This is a genomic window from Streptosporangium sp. NPDC001681 (assembly GCF_040298085.1).
Classification (GTDB): domain Bacteria; phylum Actinomycetota; class Actinomycetes; order Streptosporangiales; family Streptosporangiaceae; genus Streptosporangium.
The window spans coordinates 1-14,318 of the sequence record NZ_JBEOZN010000063.1 but is presented as its reverse complement, the minus strand read 5'-3'; the positions used below and the strand labels follow the sequence as shown (position 1 = coordinate 14,318).

Annotated in this window: 11 protein-coding genes; 1 reads left to right on the top strand and 10 read right to left on the bottom strand. The window is 66.4% G+C overall.

The features are described from left to right. Positions 1-209: 209 nt before the first annotated feature. The 3 genes from ABT130_RS26435 to ABT130_RS26425 all read right to left on the bottom strand — a co-directional run bounded on the left by ABT130_RS26435 (position 210) and on the right by ABT130_RS26425 (position 3,684). Positions 210-2,543 carry an AAA family ATPase gene (locus ABT130_RS26435; RefSeq protein WP_350959613.1) on the bottom strand — a complete coding sequence of 778 codons (2,334 nt, stop codon included), beginning with the start codon at positions 2,541-2,543 and terminating at the stop codon, positions 210-212. A gap of 476 nt (positions 2,544-3,019) precedes the next feature. Next, the gene (locus ABT130_RS26430) at positions 3,020-3,307 is read right to left on the bottom strand and encodes a hypothetical protein (RefSeq protein ID WP_350959611.1); all 288 of its coding nucleotides are present in this window, start codon (positions 3,305-3,307) and stop codon (positions 3,020-3,022) included. Next, positions 3,304-3,684, bottom strand: a complete 381-nt coding sequence (locus ABT130_RS26425) for a hypothetical protein (RefSeq protein WP_350959610.1) — start codon at positions 3,682-3,684, stop codon at positions 3,304-3,306. Before ABT130_RS26425 ends, ABT130_RS26430 begins: the two co-directional genes overlap by 4 nt. A gap of 66 nt (positions 3,685-3,750) precedes the next feature. Here ABT130_RS26425 and ABT130_RS26415 point away from each other — a divergent pair, with 66 nt between their 5' ends. Then, a complete protein-coding gene (locus tag ABT130_RS26415) occupies positions 3,751-5,148 on the top strand; it encodes a helix-turn-helix domain-containing protein (RefSeq protein WP_502992222.1) in 1,398 nt (465 codons plus the stop codon). Positions 5,149-5,275: 127 nt separating this feature from the next. Here ABT130_RS26415 and ABT130_RS26410 read toward each other — a convergent pair whose 3' ends face one another. The 7 genes from ABT130_RS26410 to ABT130_RS26380 all read right to left on the bottom strand — a co-directional run. Further along, the gene (locus ABT130_RS26410) at positions 5,276-6,679 is read right to left on the bottom strand and encodes a replication initiator (RefSeq protein WP_350959607.1); all 1,404 of its coding nucleotides are present in this window, start codon (positions 6,677-6,679) and stop codon (positions 5,276-5,278) included. Then, a complete protein-coding gene (locus ABT130_RS26405; protein WP_350959604.1) occupies positions 6,676-6,849 on the bottom strand; it encodes a hypothetical protein in 174 nt (57 codons plus the stop codon). Before ABT130_RS26405 ends, ABT130_RS26410 begins: the two co-directional genes overlap by 4 nt. Before the next feature lie 382 nt (positions 6,850-7,231). Then, positions 7,232-8,743, bottom strand: a complete 1,512-nt coding sequence (locus tag ABT130_RS26400; protein WP_350959601.1) for a recombinase family protein — start codon at positions 8,741-8,743, stop codon at positions 7,232-7,234. 34 nt (positions 8,744-8,777) lie between these two features. Then, positions 8,778-8,990 carry an FAD-dependent oxidoreductase gene (locus ABT130_RS26395; protein WP_350959598.1) on the bottom strand — a complete coding sequence of 71 codons (213 nt, stop codon included), beginning with the start codon at positions 8,988-8,990 and terminating at the stop codon, positions 8,778-8,780. A gap of 322 nt (positions 8,991-9,312) precedes the next feature. Next, positions 9,313-9,558: a metallothionein gene (locus ABT130_RS26390; RefSeq protein ID WP_350925859.1), complete on the bottom strand. Its 246-nt coding sequence runs from the start codon at positions 9,556-9,558 to the stop codon at positions 9,313-9,315. A gap of 55 nt (positions 9,559-9,613) precedes the next feature. Next, positions 9,614-10,888 carry a serine/threonine-protein kinase gene (locus ABT130_RS26385; protein WP_350959595.1) on the bottom strand — a complete coding sequence of 425 codons (1,275 nt, stop codon included), beginning with the start codon at positions 10,886-10,888 and terminating at the stop codon, positions 9,614-9,616. A 37-nt stretch (positions 10,889-10,925) separates the two neighbouring features. Then, the coding region (locus ABT130_RS26380; RefSeq protein WP_350959593.1) for a protein kinase domain-containing protein at positions 10,926-14,318 on the bottom strand (3,393 nt) is incomplete at its 5' end.

The following is a 14,318-nucleotide window of genomic DNA, read 5'->3' as shown; positions in this document are numbered from 1 at the left end:
CTTCCCCACGGCAGGGACACAGCAGACCAACGCCAGTTCCAGGATCTGGAGCCTGAGCCATGATCGGCGAGGAGTTTCATTACACGGTTAAAGGCGAGCCGCCTGCGGCGTCTCGCCGCGCGTCGGGCGGTCGCTGGCCGCGCTGCGGCTCTTCGGCCGGTCGCGGCCAGCGTCGCCCACGCGTGATGCTTGAATACGTCCTTCTCCCGCTATCTACACGTAATCGACTGAAGAAACTCTAGAATCTCTTGCGGGACGTTCTCTTTGCGCATCTTCTCGGCTATCGCGAGGCCGTCGCGCTTCTTGCTGAACTTGATGCCATGACGCTTAAGGACAGAACTTAGTGCTTGATCGCCAGGAACGCGATATCTCTTCTCTTTCTCCCAAACCAGTAGGAGCTTTTGCTGGATATCGTTAATCATGCCCTCGACCTCCCGCTCAAGACGGCCGATGTCCGCTTTAACTCTTGAAAATTCGCCCCGGACAGTGTCAAGGAAATCTTCCGACTTCCGGTCAATCACAGCCTTGCGGTCTGGAATGAGTGGCCTAAAGGCATGAAACAGGGCCGCACGCTCGACGACAACAGTCAGCAGCTCATTGCACGCTTCGTCGATCTGTCTATCGATATCTTCCTCTGAGACATCGCCAACACCGCGACTTTGCAAGAAACGGATTAGGGTCGGTGCGTCTAGGAGATAGTTTTCGAGCTCTCTACGTCGAAGCACCCATAGCTGTCCATGCTCCCCAAGCAGCTTTCGAAGGCGGTCGATTTCTTCTTCAGTTCTCTCGTCGCGATCGAGCAGGAAGTGTATTTGTACACGGCGCTTAGCAAGGAAAGATATCATCTCGGAATTGGCGTAGTATCCGAAGTTGCGTGCACCGCCCATAGTGATGAACCCGATGCTTCGTTGGCCGAAGTTGATGCCAGCAGTAGCGGCTAGCGTTCGGAGTATTCGTTCATCAGTTGAGCCCTCAACGAAGACGAGTCGTTCATACATGAAGATAGAGCTAAGGCGCAGTCCTAGCTCGTGAGGAATAGCCTCTTCCGCTTCCTCAACGTGCAACAATTGCACGGCCGTCGCGTCTTCGCGAGTCACCAGATAGACATTTTCAAATTCAGGCGTATCCAGAAAATTTGTAGAATGAGTTGATAGAAATACTTGGCAGGTACCACCGATACGCTTTAGGTATTGGAGCATGGCGAACTCTAGAGCCGGGTGTAGGTGAACCTCAGGTTCTTCGATCAGCAGGATTTTGGGTTGCTCGAACTCATAGTCAAGTATTATGCGGAGCGCCTCGCGAATTCCCGACCCGTTGACCTGAATCAGGAAGTCATCTATATCTATTTCGGCAGCAGGACCTGCGTCCTTTCTCGTCGACTGCGATGGGCTGTCTCCAGTGAAAGCGTCAATCTTTACACCAAGCAGGTCAGACACCAACGCTTGTATTCTTTTCAAGATTTCATCTTGCCCACGACTGGTCTTAAGATTGAGTATTCGGCGAGCCTCGGATTCACCAATTGGTTTGCGTGTTTCAGTTAAATAATGGACCTTACAGCTAGAAACCATTGCCATGAAGGCATCAACGTAACCAGGAACCGACTTTGACTCACCTGCGAACGTTTGGATGCCGATTTTGTTTTCCTCAGCTGCGAGGCGGGATGATTGTTCCCCCAAAGATGCAGACAGCTCTCTCAGTGCCGTATTGAATTCCTCCATACTATCCGAATTATTAAGCAGCCTATCGGCTGTAGCCATAACATCTGGGCTTACTTCGATCCGCTTCAAGTACCTGAGTGGCGACGAGCCGGGCGTCCTATAGTTTCTGTCCTTGAGCATTCTCCACTCGTCTGGATCTATGAATATAGTACGAGATAGGCCTTCTGAGTCAGCCTTCAAGCTTTGGACTCGCTGTGAGCGCGTTGCGATTTCACTGGCCGCTTCATACGGCATCTTAAATATCTGACGCCCCTCAACGGCACCATCATCGGATAGAAAGGCGATGCGGCCGATATAAGCAATACCGCGTGGTGACTGACGAAATACAAGTTTGCATTCTATAAGCGCATCACCAGGGATTGCCTCTAGCGCATTGCGCATCTGAGGTGACTCTCTGGCAATCCCTTCACGTAGACTAATCCTCTCGCCTTCCGCAAGTGCGAAAGTGGCTGTAATGGCCGCAGGTAAGTCCTTATTGCGCTCAAATACCTCTGTATCGATACGCAAATATGGCAAATTAGTGCTCGCCGCTACCCCTCGTGTGCAGAATTTGAAAAATCGATTGAGTGCGACTAGCACGTTGGACTTGCCTGAGTTATTTCTACCAATAAGTACATTTAGTTCACCGCAGCTGTCGAGCGTCGCGGCACGGATGCTTCGAAAGTTCTCGATCTTGACGGCAACTAGTTGCATGTCTACTCCTGGCTTGCCTTGACGGTCGGGCAGGCTGCGCGCCTTGTCACGATAGAACCTCTTGGCCAGGCTTTTCGAGTGACTTGTGATAACAGTTGACGTATCAATATTGAAACGTACAGTCTTGAACACATCCGGAGAAAACAGGCATTCGTGACGACAAGCGTGACGGGTGTCGTCGAAACGGCTGTGGCGCGCTGGGGAAGCGGCAGAGGGGCCCTTGGACCACGACCCTCCGCTTCACTCCTAATGATGTGCTCAGCAGCGGCCGTGACGATCGCTGACTTCGGTTCTCACCGTAGGCGGCCTGGGCGATCGGCTGCCGCTGCCCTCCTTCGTCGGGCCTTGCCATCGGATAACCATGGCTAAGGTGGCGCGAAAGTTGACGAAGACAGTGACGACAACGGCGGCCACCACGAGCACACGATGGCAGCCTCACGCTATTGCTGACCTCAGTCAACAGTCTGGGCACCAGGGTGATTGGTCCGCCTGGAAAGCGGACAGTCGTAGTACCAGGGCGAAAGAAAAATGGACTAGGAGTCATCCGATTTGCCCCTGGCAGGCGTGGCGGCGCCGTCCCTCCGGATCCCACGCCGCCACGCCCGTCTTCATCGGGCTCTTCCGGACAGCAGTGCCGCCCAGATCGCCCGAGCCTCAAGGATCGAGCCGACAGAGGTCTCATGGACCGCGTTGTCGGCATCAAGTTGGACGGTCCGCCGGATGAACGCCCGGCCGCCGCCCTCGCACAGCTCATAGATGGTGGCCCGGCAGAAGCAGGTCCAGGCCACCGGCCGTACCCGGGCGAGTACCGGGTACGGCGTTCGCCACTCCAGCCGCACGTGATTTCGCTGGGCCATCACCACGTGCAGGCTCAGGCACTCATCCAGCGTGATCACGACATGCTCTCGGCGATCAGCTCCGACAGCGGATGCGTCTCCCGAAGCTCCCGGTAGCGGAAGGTGATCCGGCGGGCGGCTCGTTCGGGCTCGGTTGTGGGGTGCCAGGCATAGACGAACCGCCGACGCCGGGCATCCCAACCTGTACGCCACCAGAACCGCTCTCCGTCGCACCACACCACCAGGCCGACCCAGACCGACACCAGCGCCAGCCCGTAGCCGTCGTGGACGTCAGTGGCGATGCCGTGCCTCTCCAGGGCGGTACGCAGGAGTTCGGCCTGCCGGACGGGATCGACCGTGGTCAAGGCTGGATAGGGACGCTGCGGGGTGGTTCCTGTTTCGAGGCTGCTCACGGTGCCGTCCTTCGCCGTAGTCATTGACCACGTCCCTGTGCCGGAGCCACCATGGATTGCGCCGTAGCCGCGTGACGGCAGTTGCTTTCGATGATTACCGGACAGGGAAATGACCTTTCGGGGCGAAGAAGACGATTGGTAGCCGCCTGTTCTTCGCCTGGTAAAAGCATCAGGGTCGACAACCGGCAATTCACCGTTGCACCGTTGCCGCAACAATCGTTGCCGCAACGGTCAGAGAGGGCGTTCGACGTGGTCAGTGGCCAGGACTTACGGACAGCGCGGCAGAGCGTGAAGATCAGTCTCGATGTGCTCGCCGAGCAGATCGGCATGTCAAAAGGACATCTCAGCCGAGTGGAGCGCGGACAACGCGAGGTCACACCGGCCTTACTTCGCAGTTACCAACAAGCATTAGGCGTACATGTTGCGGCAACAGACACCGAATCCCTCTTACCGGACACTATGGAAGACATGAAACGCAGAAATGTTCTAGGAATCATCGCCGCCGCCTCCGTGGGATCGGCCGCGCTGGAGCCGCTGGCCCGCCTCCTGGACGGGCTGGACGGCAAGGACCTCACCAGCGTGGGCATCGCCGAGGTTCAGGCGGTCGAGGCCGCTGCTGACCTGTACACCCGGATGGACCTGGCACACGGCGGAAGCATGGCGGCGGCCATGGCGCGCGGTTCTCTGAGCTGGGCGATCGAACTGCTGGACAAGCCAATGACGCCACCGGTCCGCGAACGCCTGTCCTCGGCCATCGGGCTGCTGGCCGACCGGCTCGGCTGGGCAATCTACGACGCTGGCGACACCGCCAAAGCCAGCCGGGTGCTCACCCTCGCCCTGGACAACGCCGCACGCGGCACTGACCGGGACCTACGCGCCCATGTCATGTTGGATCTGTCGACCGTCGTCACCGACTCGGGCCGCCCGTCGGAAGGCGTGGAGATCCTCCGGCTGGCCCTGGGCGATGAGCGGATCGGCTCCGCCGAGCGGGCCAACCTGCACGCCGTCGCCGCCCGACACTGCGCCGCAGCCCGTGATCACTCGACGGGACTGCGACACATCGACCTCGCCGAGGAGGCACTGACCAGGCCGCAACCGGCCTCCTCACCGGACTGGGCGCGGCGTATCACCGTCTCCCCCGGACACCATGACAGCGCCCTGGGTCTGGCCCTGTTCGCCCTGGGTGAGGACACCCGAGCCCGGGAACGCCTGTCGTCCGCCATGGCCAGGCTGGACAGCGGCCGGACCCGCACCGGGCTGCGCTGCCGTACCCGGTTGGCCGTCCTGCACATGCGCGCCGGAGACCTGGAACACGGCGAACGCGAGGCACACCGGGCCGTACAGGACGCCGACGGGGTCCGATCTCAGCGCGTATCCGGCGACCTGCAGATGATGGTGGCCAGCGCCCGCACCCACGGCATGAACGGTCTCGCCGACGAGCTGACCCACGCCATCACGCGGGAGGCGACGACCCCAGCAGATGTGTAACTCACCGAGGACGTCGAAGCCGGTGAGGATCGGTCGTGGTGCCGCCGGCCGAACTCGCTTCGCGAGCCCTTCGGGTGCCTACGGCATTCCGCCGGCCGCACCACTCGGCGACGGGGAGGGCCAGCCGTCAATACCGGTCCTCCAGCTCACCATCTCGGGCGATCCGTCGAGCGGCGGTGATGCTTTGGCGGGCGAGTTCGGCCCAGAACGGTTCGCCGTGCCGATGACCGCTGCCCGCATAACGCCATTCCGACAGCGTGAAAGTCTTGCCGTCCTCAGGTTCCGGCAGGCCGAGGATTGGCCGAGCCTGTTCGGCCTGGTAGTCGGCGCGGGCCTGACGGAGGTCGCCGAGGGTCGTGGAGTAGTGACGGCTCTTGGTGGAGAAGTGCCCGCGATAGCCGAGCATGTGAGCCCACTGCCGCAGCGGGATGTCCCGGTACTCGGGTAGGTCCGCCAGGGCGAAGCAGGTGTAAATCATGCGCCGGGCGTGCTCGGTCACATCGAGTCCGGCGACGTCCCATGAGTTACGGACCGGGCGGTCCACCGTCCCCGCGGATTCGGCTCCCTTGGTCGCGTACTTGGCCACGTACGACGCCACCCGCTGATCACTCACGCCGTCGAGGTCGTTGGAGACGTACACCGGGCGGACGTCGAGCTGATCGCCCCAGCGCAGCAGGACCGGGGAAAGACCGTCGGCCACGGGGACGACGATCTGTCCGGCCGCCTGGCGGATCGCCTGGTCGAGGAGAGGAACGGTCGCCCAGTCCGGCGGCCGGTCGACGGGTCCGTCCGGGCCGTCGAGACGGATCACCGCGTGAAAGTGCACCAGGCCGCGCACCTGGTACTCGGCGACCTTGGCGTACGACAGCCGCAGCGTACGGCGCAGCGCGGAACGGCGGACGCCGAGCAGCGAGGCGAAGACGCCGGGAAGTGCCTGGGTGAGGCGCCGCCACAGCTCCCCCGCGTGGGCGTTCCACAGCACCGCGCCCTCATAGTCGTAGCAGCTCACGCAGAGCGGTTGCCCGGCCTGCGGATCATCGCGCTCGTGCCGGGCGCCGCAGCCTTCCGGCCGCCCGTGCTCGCACACCGGGAAGTCGCGCCGGGGACGGCAGGGCAGGGTCTTGCCGTCCTTCTCCCGGTGGGCGTGGACCGCGCCGAAGGACGGGGCGGTGAAGGTGGCGAACACACGGGGATGCCCGCTCACGTTCTCGGGGACACCCTTGCCGCCCCGCAACCCGGAGATGATCAGGTGGTAGGTGTCGTCCTTGTAGGTCGCCGAGCAGGCCGGGCACCGGGAGGCCCGGCGGTTACCACACGCGGTCAGCAGGAACCCGGTCGGCTCGTCGGCGGTGCGGTAGACGTCCAGGACCTCACCCGTTCCGACGTCCACGGTGATCCGCTCACCGTGGAGCCGGATCGGCTGGGCACAGCCGCCGGTCGCGTAGACCATGCGGTGCCATCGGTCGAAGTCCGGCATGGCCGCACGTTCGATGGCAGCTCTGATGTCTGCGGAGAAATGGTCAGGAGTCATGCGGCCACCTCGTCATCAGGTCCGGCCATGGACCCTTCGTCGAGGTCACCGATGATCTCGACACCGAGGATCACGCTGATTCGGTGCCACTTCTCGGCGGTCCACCGGGGGCGTTCGGCGGCTTTCTTCCTGCCCCATGCGCGCGCTTCGGCGCTCGGCAAGCGCTCCAAACCAACTCCTTCCTCTCAGCGGAAGGAGCCACCCAAGAAAGCAGACCCACAGGGAGAAGCCCCGCGGCGGCATGCGCGTACGGCGCATCCACCACAGGGCTTCGACGAGTCGCTTCTGAGAGTTTGAGTTGGTGAGCGTCTTTGTCTCGGCTATCGCGGGACGAACCCGCTGGGCGCCACCCGGCGGCCGGGTGCTCACCCCGGCCTAATCATGAATTTTTTATAGAGGCTTAGGTCTTGCTGTTCCGGCTGACTGCTCCGTGGGTGCAACCCGGCGGCCAGGCGCCTACCCCGGCCTTGCGACTCGTGCTACCTGTCGATCACTTGTGTGTCTCCGTGATCTACAACTACCAGGTAGCGCCGACAGTTCCCGGAATGCCCATCAGTTCTCACGCCAGACCGGTTCCAGCAGGTCGGGGTTGAAGGTCCGCGCCCCCTTGCCCGCCGGGTGGACGATCACCGCGTGGAACGCCTCACGAAGGTAGGCGCGCTTGGTCGACAGGGGGAACCCGCCCTCCTCCTCAGGCAGATACCAGCGCCGCCGTACGAGATCGGCGCCGACCGACGCCCGTGCTCTGCGCTGCTGGACCTGCGCCGCGTGCTTGCTCTTCTCCGTCCGCAGCGCGGCTATCTCCCGCTCCAGGTCCGGCGCGTTCCTGAAGAACAGTTCACTGGTGATGTTCTTCGAGCGCCACTGCCTGTTCAACTCGTCGAGCTGCGCCTGGACGGTGTCGAGTTCGGCCTGTCGCGACCACTCCCCCGATTCGACCGGCGTGGACACCTCGGCGTCCTCAAGGCTCGCCAGGAGCATCTCGGAGACGAACTCATCCACCGGCTCACCCTGCCGCCCCACTCCCCCGCATCCGCCGTCGGCCTTCGACGGGCACAGGTAGATGTGCCGACCGGTGCTCTTCTGCACCCGGCAGCGCATCGCGGTGTTGCAGATGCCGCCCTCCTCGCGGGGCTTGCCGCAGCGCAGGATGCCCGACAGCAGGTAGCGGTGCTCGCGAAGGTCCTGTGGGATCGGCAGACCCAGCGAGCCGTCGGTGTTGACCCGGTGCCCCTTGCGGCTGTCGATCACGGCCATCACCGCCCGCCACTCGTCCGGCGTGATGATCGGCTCCCACTGTCCCACCACCGGCTCACCGTCCGGTCCTAGCACCAGCTCACCGTTGATGTTCCGCCAGCCGCACAGCCGGGGGTTCCGCAACGTCAGCCGCAGCGCGTTGCGCGTCCAGATGTTGCCGCGCGTGGTCATGACTCCGAGCCGCTGCCACTCCCGGGCGATCGAATCCATCGAGCGCCCGCCCGCGAACTCCTGGACCGCCTTGCGCAGCAACGGGGCTTCCACCGGATCGGGCGTCAGCCGGTCGGGCAGCCAGCCGAACGGGCGGGGACCGCCGACCGTCTTGCCCTGCTCGGCCCGTGCCCGGTGCGAGCGCCGCATCCGGCGCTGCATCTTGCGGACCTCCATCTTGGAGATCACCGCGCCGAACAGGCCCATACTCTCGGTGTCCTCGCTGTAGAGGTCCTTCGTTCCTCGGGCGTCGGCGAAGACCCGCCCGTCCCGGAAGGTGATCGCCTCCACGAACCGTTCGTAGTCGCCGGGCCGACGCGCCAGCCGGTCCTCAGCGACGATCACGACCCCCTGGACCGTCTGTCCGTCGGGCAACTTCCCCACCTTGAGCGCCTTGAGCATCGCCTCGAAGGCGTCGCGGAACACGTCCGCCTTGGCGGCCGACTTGTCGTTGTCGGTGTACTCGTGGACGACCGTCCAGCCGTGTCGCCGGGCCGTACCGTGGTTGAGCCTGTGCTGGTCCTTCACCCCGTGTTCGTCGCCACGGATGTCCGCCGAGATCCGCGCGTACGAGACGACTGGAACGACCTCTCCCATGAACCCTCCAAGACCTAGCGCCCTTGAGAGAGTTCTACCCGTACATGCCGCGCTGGTTGAGGCCGGTCAAGTGCAGGACGGCCTCACGCAGCGTCTTGGAGGGGATGGTGCCGGTGTTGATGCATACTCCGCCGAGCATGTTGCGCCGCTCGACGAGCGCGACGCGCCGTTCGAGTTTCGCGGCGGCGATCGCGGCCTTCTGCCCACCCGGCCCGGAACCAAGAACGATGACATCAAAATCCCACATAGGGCTCAGTGTGAAGGCACGGGACGATCTCAACCAGACCTGTGACTCCCGCGCTCACCGAGGGAAACCGCTTCTCGCCTCCCCCGGCCGGTAAAGGCACCCCTGACCGTTTCGAACACCGGCACCGCGGCAAGGAGGCGATTCACCCTCCTCCGGCGCTGAACATGATGAGCGGTCCGCACCGTGGCGGCCCTGCCGACACCTCCGCAGGCCACCGTCTCCTCCGGCCTCGGCGCACCGGCACCTCGCCCTGTGACCGCGTCTCAGGGCGAGCGTCTCCCCGCGTGGCGGCCTCATGCCGCCACGCCGTGTCGCTACCGCCTTACGCCATCGCCCCCACATGGTCCACGATCGCGGTCGCCCCCTCCTGGCGTGCGCAGTTGGCGCAGCAGAACCAGCGCCGACCGGCCTCGACGCCGTGCCCGACGATGCGGACCCCGCAGTGCTCGCAGATCGGTGCCAGCCGCTGGATCGCGCACTCGAAGCTGTCGAAGACGTGCACCCCAGCCTGGGTGTGCACCTCGAAGCTCATGTCGTAGTCGTTACCGCACGTTTCACAAGTCGCCATGTTTCCCCCCGAAAACTCGGCATTTCCGGTTAAGTCCTACCCAGGTAGCCGCCAGTCAGACAATCCTTCCCACCACGATCACCACCGCGACCAGCGCGAACACCGCCGAGGCGGCCAGCAGCGGGGGGAGCAGCCGGGCGCATCTCTCGCGTGCCACGAGACGGGCGCGGTTGGCGTCGATCCACTCCCCCAGGCGGGGCCAGGCGTAAGGCAGCGCCTGGTGGACCAGGCACGCCCGGTCTCCCCGGTGCCCGACCAGCCCCGCGAAGCCGTGCAGGACGCCCTCGGACCCGGCGGGGGGCCTGGCCTCTCGGGCGACCGCCTGCCCGTCGGCGTCGATGACGACGAGCCTCAGGAACACCTCCGGCACGCGCTCCCGGTCCGCCGGGTCCAGCGCGGCGAACGCCGACTCGGCCAGCGCGCCCAGCCCCGGATCGTCGCAGGCCGTGCGGACCCTGGCCGCGACCTCGGCACCCGCCCGCAGCAGCGGGGCCGTCTCGGACTCCGGCGCATCCGTCCGGGGAACGGCCGGGTCGGCGGCGATCAGGGCGATCAGCAGATCGCGGGCGGCGGGTCTGGCCCGGGGATCCTTGGCGAGCGCGGCAGCGGCCAGGGGCCGCAGCGAGCGGGGCAGCGGGCTCAGGTCGGGGTCGAGCGAGAGGATCCGGTGCATCACCGCGCCCAGGCTGCCCGCCGCGAACGGATCCTCGCCGCTCGCGGCGTACAGCACGATCCCGCCCCAGGCGAACACGTCGGCGGCGGGACCCGCCTCACCGCCGGTGAACACCTCGGGCGCCGTGTACGACGGCGCACGTGGCCTGAGCCCGGTGGCGGTCAGCGCGGTTCTCAGGCCGGGACTCAGCCCGAATCCGACGATCCTGGGTCCGCTCCGGCCGAGGAACACCCTGTCGGGTGCGAGGTCGCGGTGGACGACCCCGACGTCGTGGAGGGCGGTCAGCGCGACGGCGATCGCCGTCGCGAGGGCGTGCAGGTCGTCACCGCCGAAGATCCGGCCGGCCCCGCGCAGGCTGGGGCCCTCGACGTACTCGCTGACGATGTACGGCCTGGGCCCGTCCAGATCGGCGTCCAGCACCCCCGCCGTGCAGAACGAGGCCACCCGGCGAGCCGCGGCGGCCTCACGACCGAACCGCTCACGCAACTCCGGATCACTCCCGGCGTCACCGTGCAACACCTTCACCGCCACACGCCTACCCGCGGCATCGTACGCCTCGTAGACCACACCCTGACCACCCGCACCCAACCGCCCGGCCAGCCAGTAACCGCCCAACCGCTGCGGATCACCCACGATCAGTTCCCGCGCCACTCTCATGGGGTGTTTGATGCGATCTCCGGAGAAAAAGTTTCTCCTAACCGGGGCAGACGTTGCGATAGGGCAGGCCACCGAGGTAGGTGCGCCACTCCTCGCGCGAGAGGGTGCGGCCCGCGCGCTCGCAGACCGCCCGCGCCACCGCCTCCGGCTCGACCGGATACTCGTCCAGGGTGCCGGCCGAGTCGACGACGACCAGCCGGGCCCCGTCCGGGCTGAACGCCAGGGACCGGAACTCACCGCTCTGCGCGGCGATCGGCGGGCCGAGACGGCGTCCGGTCGCCACGTCCCACAGCCCCACCGAACGGTCGTTCACCGCGCCGGCGACGACGTCTCCGCGAGGCGAGAAGGCCAGGGCCGCCTTCGTCGCCGGTTCGCTCCTGATCAGGTTTCCCACCCGGTCCCTGCTTTCGGCCTCGAACACCGAGATCCGTCCGACCCGGTCGGCGGTGGCGAAACGGGTGCCCTTCCTGTCGAAGGCCATCGCGGTGGTCGGGATGGTGAGGGTGGGCGCGCCGTACGTCTCACCGAACGGCTCGCCCGTCGAGGCGTCCAGCAGCCGGTGCTCTCCCCCCGCGACCGCCAGCATCCTGCCATCGGGGGTGAAGACCAACCCCTCGACCGACTGCTGTGGCCTTGACCAGCGGAGTTTGCCGCTGGGCACGTCCCACACGGCGATCTCCCCGTCCGAGTCGCCCACCGATTCGAAGTAGAGGGTGTAGGAGGCCACCGCGGTGCCGTCCGCGCTGATCGCCAGGGCGAACACCTGCCCCTCGCGGACCGTCTCGACGGCGGCGATCCGCTTGGCGGCGGCGACGTCCCATACGGTCAGCCGGGAGCTGTCACCACCGGTGTTGGCCACCAGTCGTCCGCCGTCCGCGCTGAAGCCCATCGCGAAGGCACCGTCGGCGCCGTCGGGCCCGACGTTCAGCGTGCCGGTCCGGGTGCGCCGGCGCACGTCACGGATGACGATCTCACTCGCTCCCTCGTCCCTGGACGCGAGCAGCCGGCCGTCGGGGCTGAGCGCGGCCCAGTTGGTCCCGGGGCCCTTCAGCGGGGCGGGCCTGGTCAGCGTGCCGACGTCGAGGGTCGTCACCGAGTCCTCGGTGAGGTAGCGCAGCGTCCGTCCGTCCGGATCGAAGGCCACGGTGGGCATGAACCCGTCGATCCTCTGGGTGAGCAGGAGCCTGCCGTCCCCCACCCGCCAGACCCGCAGGGCCGTGTCGGTCACCACGGCCAGGAAGCGCCCGTCGGGGCTGAAGACCAGATCTCCGCTGACGCTCCCCTCGAAGAAACGGTCGAGATCGGCCCCGGTGGACGCGTCGCGCAGTTCGAGCTTCCTGCCCCGGGAGACCGCGACGGTCCTGCCGTCCGGGCTGTAGGCCACCCGCAGTCCGCACCCGTTGCAGCGGGTGCCCAGCGGTATCTTGCGCAGGTCGTCCAGGGTGAAGGCCGCCAGCTCACCGTCCAGCCCGCCGACGGCGATCCCGCTCCCGTCAGCGGAGATGTCGAAGTCGACACCTGCGGCGGGCGGATACAGCTTCCTGCCGTCCAGATGGTTCCAGACCGTGAGCCCCTCCCCCTGGGTCACCATGATCCAGTCATCGGACCGGCCGAAGAACGCCCCGGTGTCGCCACCCGCGTTGCGCCCCTGGACGGTGAGGACCGCGCCAGTCGGCTTGCCGGTCGCCACATTCCAGACCTTCAGCTTCACACCGCTGATCACGGCGAGCAGCCTGCCGCTCGGGCTCAGCGCGATCACGCGCAGGTCGTCGCCGATCCCGGTGAGACCACCGATGCGCCGGCCGGTCCGCACGTCCCAGAGTCGTGCCTCGCCGTCGCTCGCACTGACGAGCGTGCGCCCGTCGGCGCTCAGCGCCCTGAGGGTCTGAATTCCCGCGGCCGGGTCGTGGAAGGCGGCCGTCTCCCGCTGGGTCAGCGAACCGGCCAGGCTCGCCCTGGCCTCGGTCACCGGCGCCAGCCGCCAGGCGGCCACGCTGAGCAGCATGGCCCTGACCGGCTCGGCGATCCGCAGCGCGTCGGCCGTCGCGGCGAGCCTGGCGGCCGTCGCCTGGTCGCGCTGGGAGGCGATGACGGCGCTGCGCGCGTCGGCCACCCTGCTCTGCTGCACGGCGAGCACCCCGGCGACCAGCGCGACGACCAGCAGCACGGCCATCGTGCCGGACAGCACCCGGCCCCGGCGGGCGCGGCGCCGGGTGAGGGCGGCACCCGCCTCCAGAAAGTCCCGCTCGACCGGGCTGAGCGTGATGTTGCGGCGCCCGGTGGCCGCCCAGCGCATGGCGTTCTCCAGGCTGCTGCCCTGGAACAGGTCGCCGTCCCGGTGCCCCTGGGCCTGCCAGCGCCGCGCCGCGGTCAGGATGCCGCGGTGCACGGCCAGGCCGTCCCGGTTGGCCTGGACCCACATCCGCAGCCGCGGCCAGGCCTGCGGCAGCGCGGGCCGCGACAGCCAGACCTCCTCCTCGTCGTGGGCGACCAGGTACGAGAACACCTCCACCAGGCGCCGGACCGCTGTCGCCTCGCCCTCCTCGCGCCCGTCGAGGAGCTCGGCCCACCGCGCCTGCCGTACGACCAGCTGGTCGTCGTCGGTCACGGTGACCAGCCGCAGGAAGATCTCGGGGGCGAGTTCGCGCTCGGCCGGGCCGAGCGCGACGTAGGCGTCCTCGGCGAGGGTGCCGAGCGCGGGGTCGGCGGAGGTCGCGCGGATCTGGGCCCCGGCGTCGCTGCCCGCCGCCAGCAGTCTCGGGGTGTCGATGGCACCGTCCCCGCTGACCAGGGCGAGCAGCAGGTCCCTCGCGGTGGGCCGCGCGGCGGGGTCCTTGGCGAGTGAGGCGGCGACGAACGGCCGCAGGTGCTCGGGGAGCATGTCCAGCTGGGGCTGTACCGACAGCACGCGGTGCATGATCCCGCCCAGGCTCTCCGCCCGGAACGGGTCGGCACCCGTCGCGGCGAAGACCATGATCCCGCCCCAGGCGAAGATGTCGACGGCGGTGCTCGCGCGCTGGCCCATGAAGATCTCGGGGGCCATGTAGGTCGGGGTGCCCGCCACCATGCCGGTCGCGGTCAGTGACATGTCCTCCGTGCGGGCGACGCCGAAGTCGATCACACGGGGGCCGTCAGGACCCAGCAGCACGTTGTCGGGTTTGAGGTCGCGGTGGATGACCCCGGCCTCGTGCACGGCGGTCAGCGCGGTGGCGATCGCCGTCGCGAGACGGTGCAGGTCGCCTCCGGTGAAGCGGCGCCCCTCGGCGACGGCCCTGCGCAGGCTGGGGCCCTCGACGTACTCGCTGACGATGTACGGCCTGGGCCCGTCCAGATCGGCGTCCAGCACCCCCGCCGCCGGATCCCCCGGTGGGTCCTGGAGTGAATCGCCGATCAGGTCGGCGACGCCGTCGTTGATCCGCAGGGGCTCCTG